Origin of the sequence: Pseudomonas sp. ADPe, assembly GCF_014843515.1 — a bacterium.
Lineage (GTDB): Bacteria > Pseudomonadota > Gammaproteobacteria > Pseudomonadales > Pseudomonadaceae > Pseudomonas > Pseudomonas citronellolis.
This window is the reverse complement of sequence record NZ_CP062122.1, coordinates 6,144,364-6,161,390: the sequence shown is the minus strand read 5'-3', so window position 1 is coordinate 6,161,390 and position 17,027 is coordinate 6,144,364. Positions and strand designations below refer to the sequence as shown.

16 protein-coding genes are annotated in these 17,027 nt (G+C 69.4%); 11 read left to right on the top strand and 5 right to left on the bottom strand.

What is annotated here, in order from left to right; all coding sequences use genetic code 11:
- Window positions 1-45: 45 nt before the first annotated feature.
- From mmsB to IG194_RS27925, 4 genes are all read left to right on the top strand, one after another.
- Entirely contained in the window at window positions 46-921 is an 876-nt protein-coding gene (gene mmsB, locus IG194_RS27940; protein ID WP_058489412.1) for a 3-hydroxyisobutyrate dehydrogenase, read from the top strand.
- A gap of 693 nt (window positions 922-1,614) precedes the next feature.
- Window positions 1,615-1,893 (top strand): hypothetical protein, encoded by a 279-nt coding sequence (locus tag IG194_RS27935; protein WP_043273743.1) that lies wholly within the window; start codon window positions 1,615-1,617, stop codon window positions 1,891-1,893.
- Window positions 1,894-1,993: 100 nt separating this feature from the next.
- On the top strand, window positions 1,994-2,914 hold the full coding sequence (locus IG194_RS27930) for a bestrophin family protein (RefSeq protein ID WP_058489411.1): 921 nt from the start codon (window positions 1,994-1,996) through the stop codon (window positions 2,912-2,914).
- A gap of 16 nt (window positions 2,915-2,930) precedes the next feature.
- Entirely contained in the window at window positions 2,931-3,503 is a 573-nt protein-coding gene (locus IG194_RS27925; protein ID WP_058489410.1) for a flavin reductase family protein, read from the top strand.
- A 185-nt stretch (window positions 3,504-3,688) separates the two neighbouring features.
- On the opposite strand, the gene IG194_RS27920 is transcribed toward IG194_RS27925, so the two are convergent.
- Window positions 3,689-5,068, bottom strand: a complete 1,380-nt coding sequence (locus tag IG194_RS27920) for an ATP-binding protein (protein ID WP_058489409.1) — start codon at window positions 5,066-5,068, stop codon at window positions 3,689-3,691.
- Window positions 5,046-5,735: a response regulator transcription factor gene (locus IG194_RS27915; protein WP_058489774.1), complete on the bottom strand. Its 690-nt coding sequence runs from the start codon at window positions 5,733-5,735 to the stop codon at window positions 5,046-5,048. Before IG194_RS27915 ends, IG194_RS27920 begins: the two co-directional genes overlap by 23 nt.
- 104 nt (window positions 5,736-5,839) lie before the next feature.
- Between IG194_RS27915 and IG194_RS27910 the strand changes: the two genes are divergently transcribed.
- The 4 genes from IG194_RS27910 to IG194_RS27895 all read left to right on the top strand — a co-directional run bounded on the left by IG194_RS27910 (window position 5,840) and on the right by IG194_RS27895 (window position 12,468).
- On the top strand, window positions 5,840-6,547 hold the full coding sequence (locus IG194_RS27910) for a response regulator transcription factor (protein ID WP_058489408.1): 708 nt from the start codon (window positions 5,840-5,842) through the stop codon (window positions 6,545-6,547).
- 256 nt (window positions 6,548-6,803) lie between these two features.
- Window positions 6,804-8,207, top strand: a complete 1,404-nt coding sequence (locus IG194_RS27905; RefSeq protein WP_058489407.1) for an efflux transporter outer membrane subunit — start codon at window positions 6,804-6,806, stop codon at window positions 8,205-8,207.
- Window positions 8,204-9,370 (top strand): efflux RND transporter periplasmic adaptor subunit, encoded by a 1,167-nt coding sequence (locus IG194_RS27900; RefSeq protein WP_058489406.1) that lies wholly within the window; start codon window positions 8,204-8,206, stop codon window positions 9,368-9,370. Before IG194_RS27905 ends, IG194_RS27900 begins: the two co-directional genes overlap by 4 nt.
- Window positions 9,367-12,468: an efflux RND transporter permease subunit gene (locus IG194_RS27895; protein WP_058489405.1), complete on the top strand. Its 3,102-nt coding sequence runs from the start codon at window positions 9,367-9,369 to the stop codon at window positions 12,466-12,468. Before IG194_RS27900 ends, IG194_RS27895 begins: the two co-directional genes overlap by 4 nt.
- Before the next feature lie 7 nt (window positions 12,469-12,475).
- Here IG194_RS27895 and IG194_RS27890 read toward each other — a convergent pair whose 3' ends face one another.
- Both IG194_RS27890 and IG194_RS27885 read right to left on the bottom strand, forming a co-directional pair.
- Entirely contained in the window at window positions 12,476-13,846 is a 1,371-nt protein-coding gene (locus tag IG194_RS27890) for a CoA transferase (protein ID WP_058489773.1), read from the bottom strand.
- Between the two features lie 225 nt (window positions 13,847-14,071).
- Window positions 14,072-14,467: a hypothetical protein gene (locus IG194_RS27885; RefSeq protein WP_058489772.1), complete on the bottom strand. Its 396-nt coding sequence runs from the start codon at window positions 14,465-14,467 to the stop codon at window positions 14,072-14,074.
- A 202-nt stretch (window positions 14,468-14,669) separates the two neighbouring features.
- Between IG194_RS27885 and IG194_RS27880 the strand changes: the two genes are divergently transcribed.
- Both IG194_RS27880 and IG194_RS27875 read left to right on the top strand, forming a co-directional pair.
- Complete coding sequence (locus IG194_RS27880; protein WP_058489404.1) at window positions 14,670-14,987, top strand: hypothetical protein; 318 nt, start codon at window positions 14,670-14,672, stop codon at window positions 14,985-14,987.
- 134 nt (window positions 14,988-15,121) lie between these two features.
- Window positions 15,122-15,298 carry a hypothetical protein gene (locus IG194_RS27875; RefSeq protein ID WP_009619965.1) on the top strand — a complete coding sequence of 59 codons (177 nt, stop codon included), beginning with the start codon at window positions 15,122-15,124 and terminating at the stop codon, window positions 15,296-15,298.
- A 482-nt stretch (window positions 15,299-15,780) separates the two neighbouring features.
- Here the strand turns inward: IG194_RS27875 and IG194_RS27870 are convergent, their stop codons facing one another.
- On the bottom strand, window positions 15,781-16,125 hold the full coding sequence (locus IG194_RS27870; protein WP_051879407.1) for a hypothetical protein: 345 nt from the start codon (window positions 16,123-16,125) through the stop codon (window positions 15,781-15,783).
- Between the two features lie 145 nt (window positions 16,126-16,270).
- Here IG194_RS27870 and IG194_RS27865 point away from each other — a divergent pair, with 145 nt between their 5' ends.
- The gene (locus tag IG194_RS27865) at window positions 16,271-16,990 is read left to right on the top strand and encodes an endonuclease (RefSeq protein ID WP_058489403.1); all 720 of its coding nucleotides are present in this window, start codon (window positions 16,271-16,273) and stop codon (window positions 16,988-16,990) included.
- The last annotated feature ends 37 nt before the right edge of the window (window positions 16,991-17,027 follow it).

The window sequence follows — 17,027 nt, the reverse complement described above, 5'->3', positions numbered from 1 at the left end:
GCGGCGCGGGCCCTGTTCCCGACAACGACAACAAGGGGAAACCCCATGCGCATCGGTTTCATCGGACTCGGCAACATGGGCGGCCCCATGGCCGCCAACCTGCTCAAGGCCGGCTTCGACCTGAGCGTCTTCGACCTTTCCAGCGCCGCCGTGCAGGCAGCTGTAGCCCAGGGCGCCAAGGCCGTGGCCTCGCCGGCGGAACTGGCCGGCGCCGACGTGGAAGTGATCATCACCATGCTGCCCGCGGCGGCCCACGTGAAGCAGGTCTATCTCGGCGATGAGGGCCTGCTGGCCAAGGTGCAGCCCGGCGTGCTGCTGATCGACTCCTCCACCATCGACCCGCACAGCGCCCGCGAGGTCTCGGCGGCGGCCCAGGCCCACGGCAACCCGATGCTCGACGCCCCGGTCTCCGGCGGCACCGCGGGCGCGGCGGCCGGCACCCTGACCTTCATGGTCGGCGGCGAGGCGGCCGACTTCGAACGCGCCAGGCCGGTGCTGGCGGCCATGGGCAAGAACATCGTGCATTGCGGCGGCGCCGGCAACGGCCAGGTGGCCAAGGTGGCGAACAACCTGCTGCTGGGCATCAGCATGATCGGCGTGGCCGAAGCCATGTCCCTGGGCGTGAAGCTGGGCATGGATGCAGAAGTGCTGGCCGGCATCATCAACACCTCCAGCGGCCGCTGCTGGGCCTCGGAAGTGAACAACCCGCTCACCGGCGCCCCGGCGGCGCGCGGCTACAGCGGCGGCTTCGGCACCGACCTGATGCTCAAGGACCTGGGCCTGGCCAGCGAGGCAGCCCGCCAGGTGCGCCAACCGGTGCTGCTCGGGGCGCTGGCGCAGCAGCTGTTCCAGACGTTCAGCAACCAGGGGAATGGGCAGTTGGACTTCTCGGCGATCGTGAAGCTGTATCAGGAGGGGTGAGATCCTCTGCTCTCGTAGGAGCGAGCTTGCTCGCGAATGGAGTCAACCGGCGGTGATGGTGCTTTGGGTTGACTCCGAACCCTCTCCCCAGCCCTCGGCTGCGCGCCCCGCCCTGAAGGGAGAGGGGGCTTGTCCGTGCCGAGAGATGGCCTGGTTTCAGCCGGCAATCTCTGCGCTAGCCGGCTGACTCCAGAACATCAACGTCTGCCCAACGGTCCCCTCTCCCTTCAGGGAGAGGGTTAGGGAGAGGGCGCTCTTCAGCACAGGCACCGCCCCAGCCGGCAAGCACCGTTCGCGAGCAAGCTCGCTCCTACAAAAGCTCCAATCCCCTCCCGCACTCTGCGAAATTTCACACCCGACCTTTCCATTGAGCCCCTACAAACCCCACCGGTAGGCTCTGCCCGTCACGGTCAATGCCGTGACACGGGTGTAGCAACCCGTAGAGTCAGAGTGCGGTAGTTCCCTGCATCCCTATGCAGGGAACTTTTCCCCGCCACCCTCTCAAGGGTACTCATGGCGGGCCGCACGGGGCAGGCTTCGGCCTGACCGGTTTTTCTGACACCGGCTTGCTACCCCCGCGCGGCCCGCCTCCCATTCCGGAAGGCGGTTCCTCACCCACTCGAGGAGCAATGGACATGCAATTTCCGGCCATCCGTGTGCATCGCCCTGCTGCCTCTCATCCGGAGGCAGACGATGCCTGACATGATCCCCCTCACCACCCTTTCCCAACCCCACGAGGACGTGCTCTACGTCAACCTGCAGGCCCCGGTGGACCATCTGATGGGCACCGCCGAACGTCGCCTGGAATCCCTCAGCGTGCTGCTGCGCCTGCTGGAAGACAGCGCCGACGAAATGCCCATGCCTTTGGGCGTAGCGCGCCTGTCCGCCAGCCTCGCGCCGCTGCTGGAAGAAGCGCGGCAGCTGTACGAACTGGCCGAACGCAAGGCCCGGCAGGTACAGGCCGGCGCCTGAGCCCACGGCGGAGGGCGCTGCGCCCTCCGTCCCCTGCTCCACCCGGCGGCCATCTCGGCTATGATGCGCGCTCTCCGTGTCCCCGCCTGGAAGCCCGCGCATGATCCTCCGCCCGCAAACCCCGACACTCTGGGTGCTGCTGTTCTCCCTCAAGGGCTCGATCATCCCGGCCATCTGGCGCAAGGTGCTCTACACGGTGCTGCTCAGCTCGCTGGTGGTGGCCACCCACGGCACCCTCTACCACTACAAGGTGGTGATCACTTCTACCCCGTTCACCCTCTGGGGCCTGACCCTGGCGATCTTCCTCGGCTTCCGCAACAACGTGGCCTACCAGCGCTTCTGGGAGGCGCGCACGCTCTGGGGCGAACTGCTGGTGGTGTCGCGCAACCTGGCGCGGCAGAGCCTGTCGCTGCTGCCCGGCCTGGACGACGCCGGGCGCCGCCTGCTGGTCCAGCGCCTGGCCGCCTTCGCCTACGTGCTGCGCGACCAGTTGCGCGAACGCCCGCAAAGCGAAGACGCCCGCCGCCTGCTCGGCAACGAACTGGCCGAGGCTCTGGCGCACACGCCCGGCCCGGCCAGCGCCCTGCTCGCCCGCCTGGGCCGCGACTTCGCCGAGGCCGGCCGCCGCGCCAACGCCAGCGACATGCTGCTGGCCAACGTCGACCAGCAGGTCAGCCGCCTGTCCTACGCGCTCGGCGGCTGCGAGCGGATCAAGGGCACGCCCATCCCCTCCCCCTACATCCTGATGCTGCACCGCATCGTCCACGTGTACTGCTTCCTGCTGCCGTTCTGCCTGGTCGACAGCATCGGCTGGTTCACCCCGCTGGCGGTGTGCGTGCTGGCCTACACCTTCTTCGGCCTGGACGCCCTGGGCGACCAGATCGCCGACCCGTTCGACACCCAGCCCAACGACCTGCCGCTGGACGCCATGAGCCGCCACCTGGAGATCGCCGTCATGGAGATCCTCGGCGAAAGCGAGCTGCCGGCGCCGCTGGAGCCGGTCGACGGCCTGCTGCTCTGATCCGCGAGGACCATCCATGAACCACCTGCAAGACGTTCCCCTGGCCAAGGCCTACCTGCTGCTCAACCACGGCCCGTCCACCCTCGTCACCAGCGAACACGCAGGCGTGGCCAACGTGATGGCCGCGGCCTGGGTGATGCCGCTGGACTTCGACCCGCCCAAGCTGATGCTGGTGCTGGACCGCAACACCTGGTCGCGGCACCTGGTGGAAGGCTCCGGCGCCTTCGTCATCCAGCTGCCCTCGCGGCGCCAGGCCGAACTCACCCTGGCGGTGGGCTCCAGCAACGGCGGCGAACTGGACAAGTTCGCCCGCTACGACATCGCCACCGCCCGCGCCCAACAGGTGCAGGCACCGATCGTCGAAGGCTGCCTGGCCTACCTGGAATGCAAGGTGATCGCCGAGCCACACAACCAGGAGAAGTACGACCTGTTCATCGCCGAGGTGGTGGCGGCCTATGCGGACGAGCGGGTGTTCTCGAAGGGGCGCTGGCATTTTCCGGACGAGGAGTCGCGGACCATTCATTACCAGGCGGGTGGGGCTTTCTTTGCGACGGGGGAGGCGTTTCAGGTGGTTAAGGCTGAGGCTTAAAGCAAGAGCCCCTCTCCCTAACCCTCTCCCTGAAGGGAGAGGGGACTGTCCTCTGCCCGCTGAAGCATCAGAGCACTCCTGCACCACCGGCTGAAACCAAGCCATCAGAGCATGCCGAACGGCCCCCTCTCCCTCTGGGAGAGGGCTGGGGTGAGGGCAGCCGCGCTCAACCCCCACACCCAGCCCTACCCCCGCACCGCCGCCGAAACCACCTGCCCCCGCAAACTCACCCAACACCCCGGCGCCCCATCCCCTACGCTCATCGCCAGGTCATGCAGCCGCGCCACCGCCGCCACCAGGCTCAGCCCCAGGCCATTGCCCGGCGTATGCCGGCTGCGCTCGGAACGGTAGAAGCGCCGCAGCACCGCCTCGCGCTCGTGCTCGGGAATCCCCGGCCCGTTGTCGCGCACCTGCACTTCCACCGAATCCTCGCCCGCTTCCACCCGCACCTCGACACGCCCCTCGGCCGGGGTGAACTTCAGCGCGTTGTCCACCAGGTTGCTCAGGGCGTCGAACAGCAGGTGCGCATCGCCCTGCAGCCAGGCCGGCTGCGCCGGGCCGCTGTAGCTCAGGTGCAGGCCGCGCTCCTCGGCCAGGGGCTCGAACAACTCGACCACGTCGGCCGCCACCTGGGTCAGGTCCACCGCGACGAAGCCGGTGCGCCGCGCGCTGTCCTCGATCTCGGAGATGCGCAGCAGCGCGCGGAAGGTCAGCAGCAGGCCGTGGGCATCCTCGATGGCCTGGTCGATGGCCGCTGCGTACTCCTGCTTGCTGCAGTCGCGCCGCTGGGCGCGCTCCAGGCCGGCGAGCAGGCGCGTCAGGGGCGTGCGCAGGTCGTGGGCGACGTCGTCGCACACGCCCTTCACCTCATGCATCAGCCGTTCGATCTCGTCGAGCATGCGGTTCACCACCACCGCCAGGCGGTCGACGTCGTCGGAGCTGCCGCGCACCGGCAGGCGCTCGCTGAGGTCGCCCTTGACGATCCGCTCGATGGCCCCGGTCACCGCGTCCAGGCGCTGCTGCGAGGTGCGCCCGGCGATGATCGCGCCGGCCAGGCCGAGGATCAGGATCAGCACCCCGCCGGAAGCCATGGCGCTGACCAGCAGTTCGTCGAATTCCAGCAGGTCCTGGATGTCCTGGCCGATCACCAGCACCTCGCCCGAGGGCATGCGGTGGACGATGCCACGCACCCGCCGCTCGCCGCCGGAGAGGCTGCGCCGGCTGAACTCGATGGGCGTGTCCAGCGCCGCGGTCGGCGGCTGCTCGGCGAGGGTGCCGGCCAGCCGCCGACCGCTGGCGTCGAACAGCGCCTGGGGGAAGTGCTGCTCGGGGTCCTTGGCGGCGTGCTCCTGCACCTCGCGCAGCAGCTCGGGCAGCTCCAGGCCGGCACGGTTGTGGATCTGCCGCGTCAGGTTAGCCTGCACCTCGGCGCGCAGGTAGCCGGCGGTGCGCCAATACACGTAGCCGAACAGCGCCAGCGAGGCCACGCCGAACAGCAGCAGGAACAGCAGCGCCACGCGGAAGCTGGTGGTGCGCGGAATCTCACTCAGGCGCCCGGAGAACATAGCCCGCCCCTCGCACGGTGTGGATCATCGGCGGCTCGCCGTCCACGTCGACCTTGCGCCGCAGGCGGCCGATGTGCACCTCGATGACGTTGGTGCGCTCGTCGTAGCGGTAGTTCCACACCGCCTCGAAGAGCATGGTGCGGGTGACGATCTGCCCGGCGTGGCGCGCCAGGTACTCCAGCAGCTGGTACTCGCGCGGCACCAGGTCGATCGACCGTTCGCCGCGGCGCACCGAGCGACGCAGCAGGTCGATGTCCAGATTGCCGATGCGCAGGCGGCTGTCGCGTGCCTCGCCACCGCGTGCGGCGCGGCGGGTCAGGGCGTCCAGGCGGGCGGTCAGCTCGATGAACTCGAAGGGCTTGGTCAGGTAGTCGTCGCCGCCGGCGCGCAAGCCGCGCACGCGCTCGTCGAGGTCGGAAAGCGCGCTGAGGATCAGCACCGGCGTCTCCACCCCGGCCGAGCGCAGCGCGGTGAGCATGGCCAGGCCGTCCATGCCGCCGGGCAGCATGCGGTCCAGGACGATCACCGCGAAGCTTTCGCTCAGTGCCCGCACCAGGCCGTCGCGGCCGTTGCCGGCCAGGCTGACCTGGTAGCCGTGGTCATGCAGCGCGGCGCCGATCTCGGCGGCGGTGGCGGGGTCGTCTTCGACGACGAGAACCTGGGTCATGGGCGCGGTCCGTGGCAGCGGCGGGAGGTGTTCGGCAGTATATTTTGTCTGGCGCGGGCGAACGTCGGCCTCGCGCCAAGATGAACAAAAGTTTAGGTGCAACCTTGAGAATCCTGGTCATCGAAGACGACCCGCAGGCCGCCGGCTACCTGGTGCGGGGCCTGCGCGAGAGCGGGCACATAGTCGACGCCGCGGGCGATGGCGTCCACGGCCTGGACCTGGCCCTGGAAAACCTCTACGACGCCCTGGTGGTGGACCGCCGCCTGCCCGGCCTGGACGGCCTGGAACTGGTGCGCCGGCTGCGCGCCGCCGGCTCCGACACCCCGGTGCTGATGCTCAGCGCCCTGGCCTCTACCCACCACCGCGTCGAGGGCCTGCAGGCCGGCTGCGACGACTACCTGGCCAAGCCCTACGCCTTCGTCGAAGTCCACGCCCGCCTGGCCGCCCTGCTGCGCCGCCCCGGCCGCCGCCTGCTCGGCGCGCGCCTGCAGGTCGGCGACCTGCAACTGGACTGCGAGGGCCGCGTGGCCCAGCGCCAGGGGCACAGCATCGCGCTGCAGCAGCGCGAGTTCCTGATCCTGGAAAAACTCATGCGCCACGCCGACCAGGTGGTGACCCGCGGCATGCTGCTGGAAAGCGCCTGGGACTACGACTTCGACCCGCGCGACAACGTCATCGACAAGCACATCCACCGCCTGCGGCAGAAGGTCGACCAGGGCTTCGGGCACCCGCTGATCCACACGGTCCCCGGCGCCGGCTACATGCTCAGCGAAACGCCGCCGGAACAGGCCGCGCCGAGGCGCTTTTCGTAGGATGGGTTGAGCGAAGCGATACCCATCGCCCCCAACCGAACACCAGCCCTGCCGACGGGATCGCGGACAGAGTCCGCTCCTACGCGGCTTCAGCCATTCCCGCTACAACAATGGATTCCACCGGCTCGGATCACATCCCCGCGCGCCCCCCACCTAAACTTTTATTCAGCTTGGGAAGAACCGCCCGGTAGCTGCCCGGCGCTAAGGTCGTCCATCACAGCAGCCCGCAGCGTGCGGGACGCAGAAGGACGAGCCCATGCCCCCATCCACCGCCGGCGCCCTGCCCCGGCTGGCCGCCGCCTTTTCCCTGGCCCTGCTCGGGGCCTGTTCGCTGGTGCCGCAGTACCAGCGGCCCGCCGTGCCCCTCGCCAGCCGCTGGGACAATGCCGTCGCGCCTGCCGCCCAGGCGCCGCAGCAGTGGTGGAAGGACTATGCCAGCGCCGAGCTGGACAGCCTGATCCAGCGCGCCGGCAGCGACAGCCTCACTCTGCAGGCAGCAGTGGCGCGGGTCGACCAGGCCCGGGCCAGCGCCCGCGTCGCCGGGGCCGCGCTGTATCCGGACCTGAGCCTGGGCGGCAGCTACGTCCACGATCACGACAGCAGCAAGAACGCCCACGACCTCTACGCCCAGGCCAGCTACGAGCTGGACTTCTGGGGCCGCAACCGCGCCCTGGCCGATTCCGCCACGGCGCTGGCCCAAGCCACGGCCTACGACCTGGAGACGGCGCGCATCGGCCTGCAGGCGGATATCGCCGACAGCTACTTCCAGGTGCTCTCGCTGGACGAGCGCCTGGCCGTGGCCAAGCGCATCGCCAGCGACGCCGAGAACATCCTGCAACTGGTGCAGACGCAGTCGCGGCTGGGCTCCTCTTCCGACCTGGAAGTGGAGCAGCAGCGCAACGCCCTGCAGAACTTCCAGGCCAACGTCAGTGTCCTGGCCCAGCAGCGCGACGCCGCGCTCTACCAGTTGGCGGTGCTGGTGGGCGCCGCGCCCGAGGGCTTCGCCCTGCAGCACAGCGGCCTGGACGGCGTCCAGTTGCCCGAGGCGCGCGCCGGGCTGCCGGCCAGCCTGCTGAGCCAGCGGCCGGACATCCAGGCCGCCGAGGCGCGGCTGGTCTCGGCCAACTTCGACGTCGGCGCGGCGCGCGCGGCCTTCCTGCCGAACATCTCCCTAGGCGCCCTCGCCGGCAGCGACGTGCACACCGGCGGCGGGCTCTGGCAGCTGGCCGCCAGCCTCAGCCAGCCGCTGTTCGACGGCGGCCTGCTGGAAGGCCAGTTGCAGGCCGACCGCGCCCACGCCCGCGAGCTGGTCGCCGACTACCGGCAGAACGTGCTCCAGGCCCTGCAGGACGTGGAGACGCAGCTCAGCGCCAACGCCCGCCTGGCGCAGACCCAGCGCATCGACCAGGCCGCCGTGGATTCGGCGCGCAAGGCCGCCAACCTGGCCCAGGTGCGCTACCGCCTGGGCAGCACCGACTTCCTCACCCTGCTGACCGTGCAGCGCACCCTGTACCAGGCCGAGGACAGCCTGCTGCAAGTGCGCCTGCAACGCCTGCAGGCCTCCGTCGGCCTGAACCGCGCGCTCGGTGGCAGCTTCCAGGCGCCGGCGGGCGCCGAACTGGCCAGCAATCAACCTTCCGCACAGGCGATTCGACCGTGAGCCCGTCCCAGCCCTCCTCCCAGCGGCGCTACTGGCGCCTGGCGCTCCTCTTCCTGGCCGTGGCGCTGGCCGCCTTCGCCTGGCGCCACTTCTCCGCCACCACGACGGCCAAGCCGGCCGAGGCGCCGGTGCCCGTGAGCCTGGGCGTGGCCGACCAGCGCGACCTGCCGATCTGGCTGCAAACCATCGGCACGGTGCAGGCGCTGAATGCGGTGGACATCAAGGTACGGGTGGATGGAGAGCTGCAACAGTTGCACTTCCAAGAGGGCCAGATGGTCAAGGCCGGGCAACTGCTCGCCGAGATCGACCCGCGCCCCTACGCCGCCCAGGTGCTGCAGGCCAAGGCCAACAAGGCGCGCGATGAAGCGCAGCTGGCGGTGGCCAAGGTCAACCTCGAGCGCGCCAGCAAGCTGGCCGCCGCCCATGCCGGGCCGAGCCAGGACGTGGACACCCTGCGCGGCCAGGTGGCCACCCTGCAGGCCACGATCCAGGCCGACCAGGCGGCGCTGGACACCGCCCAGCTGCAGCTCGGCTACACCCGCATCGCCGCGCCCTTCGCCGGGCGCACCGGGCAGCGCCTGGTGGACGCCGGCAGCATCGTCCACGCCAGCGACAACACCGGCCTGCTGACGCTCACCCAGATGGCGCCCATTTCCCTGGCCTTCAGCCTGCCCCAGGAGGACCTGGCCGAAGTGCTGCAGGCCAACGCCGGGCAGGCGTTGCAGGTCGAGGCGCTGAGCCGCGACGGCCGCCAGCACATCGCCACGGGGCGGCTGAGCTTCATCGACAGCCAGGTCTCCAGCGGCAACGGGCAGATCCTGTTCAAGGCCGACTTCGCCAACGCCGACGGCAAGCTCTGGCCCGGCGAACTGCTCAGCGTGCGCCTGCTGCTGCGCACCGAAAAGGCCGCCACCGTGGTGCCGGCCAGCGCCGTGCAGCAGGGCCCGCAAGGCAGCTTCGTGTACGTGGTGGGGCGCGACCAGCAGGCCCAGGTGCGCGAGGTGAAGGCCGGCGCAGTGGTCGATGGCCTGCAGTGGATCCACCAGGGCCTGGCGCCCGGCGAAACCGTGGTCACCGGCGGCCAGTACCGCCTGGCCCCGGGGCTGAAGGTCGCCGCCCTGGCCGACGCGCGGCAGACCGCCAGCGCGGAGCAGCGCCAATGACCCTCTCCGAGCCCTTCATCCGCCGCCGGGTGGCGACCACCCTGCTGGCCCTGGGCGTGCTGCTGCTCGGCGCCGCCGCCTACTTCCTGCTGCCGGTGGCGCCGCTGCCGCAGGTGGACATGCCGACCATCCAGGTGCAGGCCAAACTGCCCGGCGCCAGCGCCGAGACCATGGCTTCTTCCGTGGCCACGCCGCTGGAGCGGGCTTTCGCCAGCGTTCCCGGGGTCACCCAGATGACCTCCGCCAGTTCCCTCGGGCTGACGCAGATCACCCTGCAGTTCGACCTGGAGCGCAACATCGACGGCGCCGCCCAGGACGTGCAGACGGCGATCAACGCCGCCGGCGGCAACCTGCCGAAGAACCTGCCGGCGCCGCCGACCTTCCACAAGGTCAACCCGGCGGAATTCACCTTCCTCTCCCTCGCCCTGACCTCGTCCACCCGCACCCTGCCGGAGCTGGACCGCTACGCCGACGACTACCTCGGCCAGCAGCTGTCGCAGATTCCCGGCGTCGGCCTGGTGGACTTCCACGGCGAGCAGCGCCCGGCGGTGCGCGTGCGCATCGACCCGGACGCCCTGGCCGCCCGTGGCCTGACTCTGGATGACGTGCGCGAGGTGCTGGGCAACGCCACTGTGGATGCGCCCAAAGGCAACCTCGACGGCGCCGAGCGCGCGGTGACTCTCGACACCACCGACCAGCTCACCCGCGCCGCGCAGTACGGCTCGCTGGTGATCGCCTACCGCAACGGCGTGCCGATCCGCATCAGCGACCTGGGCACGGTGATCGACGGCGCCGAGGACGTGCGCCAGGCCGCCGGCCTGCAGGGTCGGCCGACGGTGATCGTCGACATCCACAAGCAGCCCGGCTACAACGTGCTGGCGGTGACCCAGGCGATCAAGGACCGCCTGCCGGCGCTGATCGCGCAACTGCCGCGCGACGTGAAAGTGAACCTGGTGGGCGACCGCACCCAGACCATCGACGCCTCCATCGACGAGGTGCAGTTCAACCTGCTGCTGTCCATCGTCCTGGTGGTGGCGGTGGTCTTCGTGTTCCTGCGCAACGTCAGCGCCACTGTGATCCCGGCGCTGACCATCCCGCTGTCGCTGGTGGCCACCTTCGCGGCCATGTACGTGCTGGGCTACAGCCTGGACAACCTGTCGATCATGGCGCTGAGCATCGCCGTGGGCTTCGTGGTGGACGACGCCATCGTGGTGATGGAGAACATCATCCGCCACCTGGAGATGCACAAGCCGCCGCTGCAGGCGGCCATCGAGGGCACCGCAGAGGTGGCCTTCACCATCGTCTCCATGACCGTTTCGCTGGTGGCGGTGTTCATCCCCATCCTGTTCATGGGCGGGGTGATCGGCCGCCTGCTGCGCGAATTCGCGGTGACCGTGAGCGTGGCGGTGGTGATGTCCGGGGTGGTTTCGCTGACGGTCACGCCGATGCTCTGCGCCTGGTTCATCCGCCATGACCTGCACGGCGTGCAGAACCGCTTCCTGCAATGGAGCGAGCGCACCTTCGACGCCCTGCTCGACGGCTACCGGCGCAGCCTGCGCCGCGTGCTGCGCCACGAGCGCCTGACCCTGGCGGTGGCGCTGCTCACCCTGCTGGTCACCGCCGTGCTCTACGTCGAGGTGCCCAAGGGCTTCTTCCCGCAGCAGGACACCGGGGTGATCATGGGCGTGGCCGAGGCCAACGCGGACATTTCCTTCGCCGCCATGCGCGAACGCATGGCCGCGCTCAGCGAGGTGATCCAGCGCGACCCGGACGTGGCCAACGTCTACTACTGGATCGGCCCCAACCCCACCCTCAGTCAGGGCCGGGTGATGATCAACCTCAAGCCCTACGAGCAGCGCGCGGCCAAGGCCGACCAGGTGGTGGCGCGGCTCAAGCGCGAACTCGCCGCGGTGCCGGGCATCGCCCTGTACATGCAGATCCGCCAGGACGTGCAGATCGGCGGGCGGCCGAGCAAGACGCAGTTCCAGTACACCCTGCAGGACCCGGACAGCCACGAGCTGGACCACTGGGCCGCGGCGCTGCTGGCGCGCCTGAAGCAGCTGCCGCAACTGCGCGACGTGGCCACCGACCAGCAGCAGGCGGCGCCGCGCGCCACCCTGCACATCGACCGCGACAGCGCCGCGCGCCTGGGCGTGAACGTGCAGGCCATCGACGACGTGCTCTACGACGCCTTCGGCCAGCGTCAGGTGGCGACGCTGTTCACCGCGCTGGACCAGTACCACGTGATCCTCGAACTGGACCCGCGCTGGCAGGTGTCGGAGGAAAGCCTCAAGCACCTCTACGCGCGCTCCAGCCTGACCGGCGAGCTGGTGCCACTGAGCGTGCTCGGCCGCCTGGAGCCGGACCTGGCGCCCATCACCATCAACCACCAGGGGCTGTTCCCGGCGGTCACCCTGTCGTTCAACCTGGCGCCGGGCTATGCCCTGGGCGACGCGGTCGCCGCCATCCAGCAGGCCACCCGCCAGGCCGGCCTGCCGGACAGCGTCAGCGGCACCTTCCAGGGCACCGCCCAGGCCTTCCAGGACTCGCTGCGCAGCCAGCCGTGGCTGATCCTGGCGGCGGTGGTCACGGTGTACATCGTCCTCGGCGTGCTCTACGAGAGCCCGCTGCTGCCGCTGTCGATCCTCTCCACCCTGCCCTCGGCCGGCCTCGGCGCGCTGCTGGCGCTGCTGCTGTGCGGCCAGGACCTGTCGCTGATGGGGATGATCGGCATCATCCTGCTGATCGGCATCGTCAAGAAGAACGCCATCATGATGATCGACTTCGCCCTGGTGGCCGAACGCGGCGGCATGACGCCGGAGCAGGCGACTATCGAGGGCAGCACCCTGCGCTTCCGGCCGATCCTCATGACCACCCTGGCGGCGCTGTTCGGCGCCCTGCCGCTGGCCCTGGGCACCGGCTCCGGCGCCGAGCTGCGCCAGCCGCTGGGCATCGCCATCGTCGGCGGCCTGCTGGTGTCGCAGGTGCTGACGCTGTACACCACGCCGGTGATCTACCTGTGGTTCTCGCGCCTGGCCGCCAGCTTCCGCGCCTGGCGCCAGGTGCGCGGCGGCCTGCTGCTGCCGCCGCAGCGCTGAGCGCCGTTCAGGCGCCCTGCTCGAAGGCCCAGTACGGCTTCGACGAGCCCAGCGCCGCCGCCGGCAAGGCCCATTGCAGCGGCGTGCCTTCCAGCAGCAATGGCGGGCGCAGGCGTTGCGCCGGGCCCCAGGCGGTGGCCTCGATGGCCGGGTCGAGGTCGGCCGGCGCCTCCCCGGCCAGCGCCGGCAAGGCCTCGGCCTGCATTCCCTGCTCCACCAGGAACTGCGCGGTGCGCGCCAGCGACAGGCGCCAGGTGCTGCCGCGCCCGCTGGCCAGGCGCCGGCCCAGGCCGCAGAGCGCGGCGGCGGCCATCAGGTAGCCGGTGGCGTGGTCCAGGGCCTGTACCGGCAGCGGCACCGGCTTGTCGGCCTGGCGCCAGCGCATGCCGGCCTCGGCGATGCCGGTGCTCATCTGCACCAGGCTGTCGAAGCCGCGGCGGTTGCGCCAGGGGCCGCTCCAGCCGTAGGCGTTCAGGCTCACGTCGACCAGCCCCGGCGCCAGGTCCTGGCGCACTTCGGCGTCGAAGCCGAGGTTTTCCAGGGCGTCGCCACGGTAGCCGTGGATCAGCACGTCGGCGTGGCGCAGCAGTTCCTCGAAGCGCTCGCGCCCGGGCGGGTCCTTCAGGTCCAGGCGCGCGCAGCGCTTGCCCAGGCAGACCTCGGGGATCACCCCCGGCTCGTCCCAGCCCGGCGGGTCGATGCGCAGCACCTCGGCGCCGAGCCCGGCGAGGAAGCGGCTGGCCACCGGCCCGGCAAGCACCCGGGTGAGGTCCAGCACCCGCACCCCGGCCAGCGGCCGTTCCGCCGCCAGCGCCCAGCCCGGCGCGGGGGCGATGGCCTGTTCCTGGCACCAGATCAGGTCCTGTTCGGCCAGGGCCTGGCCCTGGGGGTGCGCCTTCCATTCGTCGATGGAGCGCATTTCGGCGGCGCAACCGCCGGTGGCCACCACTGCGTGTTCCAGTTCGGCCTTGTTCCAGGTGGCGACGCGGGCCGCCGCCTCTTCGCGGTTGGCGACCGGGCCCAGCACCCGCACCACGGCGGCACGGTGGTGCGAGGCGTTGGTGTGCAGGCGGATCCAGCCGTCGCGGGTGGCGTAGTCGCCGGCGATGTCGCCCCACATGGGCGGCAGCGCCCAGCCCTGGGGCCGCAGCGTCCAGGCGAACCAGAAGGACGCCAGGCGGCGGTCCACCTGCAGCGCCCCCGGCGACTGGCCGGCGCGCTTGAGCAAGGCCGCGGCGGCCAGGCCGGCTGTGGCGATGGAGGCGCCAGCGAGGTCGGTGACGGCGAAGGTCGAGGGCAGCCCGCCCTCGGCCTGGAAGGACAGGGACGCGGGCAGGGCCGCGTTCTCTTCCAGGGCCTGCCACAGGGCCCTGGTCATCTGGCTGGCGAGCATGCTGCACCTCGTCTGAAGAAGTCCGTGAAACGGACCCGCCAGGCAACCTTAGCCCGCCCGCCGCACCGCCGCGAGCCGGCCTTTCGCCGCAGAAGAATCGCGGGCAATAAAAAACCCGCCGATGGCGGGTTCTTTATTGGGGCGCTAGTCCTTTAGCAATGTGCCTACCATCGCCCCACGCGCGTGAAAATTTCGTGAAGAAACTCGGGCTCAGCCGGAATAATCCAGCGCCGTCCAGGCACGGCTGAGGTCGTCGCGGATGCGGCAGGCGGACAGGTCGCCACCCTCCTCGCCCACGCTCAGCAGGCGGGTGGCGCCGGTGCCGTCGTCGTGCACCTCGGTCAGCGTCTGCAGGCGGCCGCAGTTGGGCGTGTCGATCACATAGCTGGCCACCATCGCCGAGCGCGAGCGCGGCACGCGGATGGCGTCGCGCACGATGCCGTGTTCCTCCACGCGCTTGCCGTCGGCCACCAGCACCGCCCAGGCCTCGCGGCCGTCGATCACCAGGTAGGCGCCATTGGCCTTGGGGCCTTCCGCCGGCGGCTGGGCGCAGCCGCCGAGCAGGGCCAGGAGGGCGAGCACCAGCAGGGCTTTGACTTGCTTCATCACGCGTTCCTCTTCTTCGTCGTCGCCGCGGGGCGGGGCGGGGCCCGGTTTCGCGGCAGCCATGGATTCTGTGAGCCAGCGAAACCATGGTAGCCACAAAATACTGTTCATGCATACAGTATTTTTCGATTATGCTTCTGTCATCGACGAAAGGCACCCTGGCAACAGGTGGCAGGCAAGGACCCGAACAGGAGCGAAAGCGATGGTGGACATCCGCCAGATGAAATACACCGTGAACCACATGGGCGTGGAGGAAGTCAGCGAAGCGGTCGCCGAGTTGCATCTCGAGGGCCTGGTCACCGAGGGCAAGACGCCCTTCTCGCGTACCCACTTCAACACCTGCTTCGCCGAGATCGAGGCGCTGCTGCAGCGCGCCGGCTACCACCGCCCGCTGGACGTGGTGGGCTACCAGGGCCAGGCCTACGCCATGTTCGACCCCACGCGCTGGGAGGCGGTGCAGGTGCTGCGCTGGCTGAAGGAATACGTGGAAGAGGCCCACAGCGAGGCGGCGGAGGCCTGAGGCCAACCCCTCCGCGGGGATGGCAAAAGGCCGCAAAGGCTTACCGCAGAGCGGCCGGACTTGCGCACCGGGGGTTCGGTCACTAATGTCCTTGGGGCAGTTTCGCACCAGCACGCTGAATCAAGGACGAGTCCATGAGCAAGACGCTCCCCAAGGACTGGCTGTGGGCCTACCACAAACTTCGCAGCCTCTCCGTCGGCCGCACCAGTTCCGCCTTCCTCGCCACCCTCTACCACCTGCGCGGCGACACCGGCCCCTTCTACTGCAAGGGCGGGCTGAGCAAGTCGCGCCTGGTGCGCAAGGAGTCCTGACCGCGCCCTTTGTAGGAGCGCGCCCTGCGCGCGAATCGCGGACGGAGTCCGCTCCTACACCATCCCACATACCACGCGTGATCGCGATGTAACCCCGTAGGATGGGTTGAGCGAAGCGATACCCATCAGCGCAACCACATAGGTTTCGCAAGCTCAACCCATCCTACGAAAAGCATCTCGGCACAGCCGGCAGACAGTTGTCCTACAGGTAACCCCGCACCCTCCCCCTGTAGGAGCGCGCCCTGCGCGCGAATCGCGGGCAGGGCCCGCTACGGTAGTCCTGCACCGGGCCCACTCCGTATGAGCGAACCTGGCTTTTCGTAGGATGGTGTTGAGCGAAGCGATACCCATCACCGCGACCGCATGGGTTTCGCAAGCTCAACCCATCCTACAAAAGGCACCTCGGCGCAGCCGGCAACGTAGGAGCGGATTCATCCGCGATCCGGCCGCCAGGCCGGCCATGCCCCGCGAACGCCACTCCCTCAGGGATACGACTGCCGCTGCCCGTTCGAACGCGTCGTCCCCGGGGTGACGTCGAACTGCACGCCATTGGGGTATTCGATGCTCTGGCGGATGCCACCGTTGGTACCGCCGCCGCTGTTGTCGATGATCACCCGGCTGGAGCCCTGTTCGTAGCTGCGCGGAACCTGGACGCCACCATAGCCGTCATAGCGCTGCACGCTGGACGAGCTGTCGATGCTGCCGCTGGCACCAGGGCTGACGTAGATGCGCTCGATGCTGCGCACCGGCGGCTGGCCGGCCAGCGCCACCCCGGCCACCAGGCTGGCGAGCAGGCCGCAAAGCGCTCGGCTCTTCATGCTGGTCATGCTGGCTGAACCTCCGGTTAGGCTGGAAATGTTCCCAGTCTAACAACTCCAGTTTCCTACGCACCTGTTCCTTGCCATTCGATTGCCACGATTGGCAGATCGTTTCATATCAGTAAGATGCGACGATTTCTGAAAGAAGTTTCTGATGAATATTCGTCGCCAAGCACTATTCCTCCTGCTCGCGGCCTTGCCCCTGGCCGCCTCCGCCGCCGCTCCGCGCACCTTCCAGGAAGCCAAGAAGATCGGCTGGAAGCTCTATGCCCGCCAGTCGGTGGAGTTCTATTGCGGCTGCCGCTACAAGGGCAACCGCGTCGACCTGGCCAGTTGCGGCTACGTACCGCGCAAGAACGCCAAGCGCGCCGGGCGCATCGAATGGGAGCACATAGTCCCGGCCTGGGTCATCGGCCACCAGCGCCAGTGCTGGCAGAGCGGCGGGCGCAGCAACTGCTCGCGGCACGACCCGGTGTACCAGCGCGCCGAGGCCGACCTGTTCAACCTGGTGCCGAGCATCGGCGAGGTCAACGGCGACCGCAACAACTTCGGCTACGGCTGGCTGCCGCAGCAGGCACCGCAGTATGGCGCCTGCCCGATGGTCATCGACTTCAAGGCGAAGAAGGCCATGCCGCGCCCGCAGATCCGCGGGATGATCGCCCGCACCTACTTCTACATGAGCGACCGCTACGGCCTGAGGCTGTCCAGGCAGGACCGCCAGCTGTACCAGGCCTGGAGCAAGCAGTACCCGGTGGAAACCTGGGAGCGCCAGCGCAACCAGATGGTCGGCTGCGTGATGGGCTGGGGCAACCCTTACGTGGGCAAGATCGACCTGCAGGGCTGCGGCAGCGCGGGCAGCGTCGCCGGGCGCTGAAAGCCAGGCGACGGCCGCCGCGCCCGGCAGTAGACTC